The sequence below is a fragment of the Rothia sp. HMSC062H08 genome, from assembly GCF_001810775.1.
Classification (GTDB): domain Bacteria; phylum Actinomycetota; class Actinomycetes; order Actinomycetales; family Micrococcaceae; genus Rothia.
In genome coordinates this window covers 1-489 of sequence record NZ_KV802640.1, presented here as the reverse complement: position 1 = coordinate 489, position 489 = coordinate 1, and the positions used below count along the sequence as shown (strand labels likewise).

At 58.5% G+C, this 489-nt stretch carries 1 protein-coding gene; it reads right to left on the bottom strand.

Translation table 11 applies throughout. The features are described 5' to 3' along the window. The coding region (locus HMPREF2765_RS00005) for a transposase (RefSeq protein WP_210390854.1) at positions 1-416 on the bottom strand (416 nt) is incomplete at its 3' end. Positions 417-489: the final 73 nt, after the last annotated feature.

The following is a 489-nucleotide window of genomic DNA, read 5'->3' as shown; positions in this document are numbered from 1 at the left end:
CGTGAGACCTGGGACTTGGACAGTCCTGTGATCCCCAGGGTTTTGACGAGCTTGTCCATACGGCGCGTGGATACTCCTGCCAGGTAGCAGTCAGCGACCACTGTGATCAACGCGGTTTCACAGCGTTTGCGCCGTTGCAGTAACCATTCTGGGAAGTAGGTGCCTGAGCGCAGCTTGGGGATCGCCACGTCAATGGTGCCGACCCTGGTGTCCAAGGGCCGGTGGCGATACCCGTTGCGCTGGGTGTGACGCTGCGGATCTTGTTGACCCCACTGGGCCCCGCACACCGCATCAGCGTCCGCTGATAACAACGCGTTGATCATGTGCTGGAGCAAGGAACGCATCAAATCTGGGGATGCCTGGGACAACGCCTCGCCAAGCATGCCAGCAGGGTCGATAATATGAGGAGCGGTCATCGTTGTGCCTCCAAATCGTTTCGAGTCAGAAGTAGAGAGCTTTCTCGAAGGATCACACGGTGACCGCACCCAT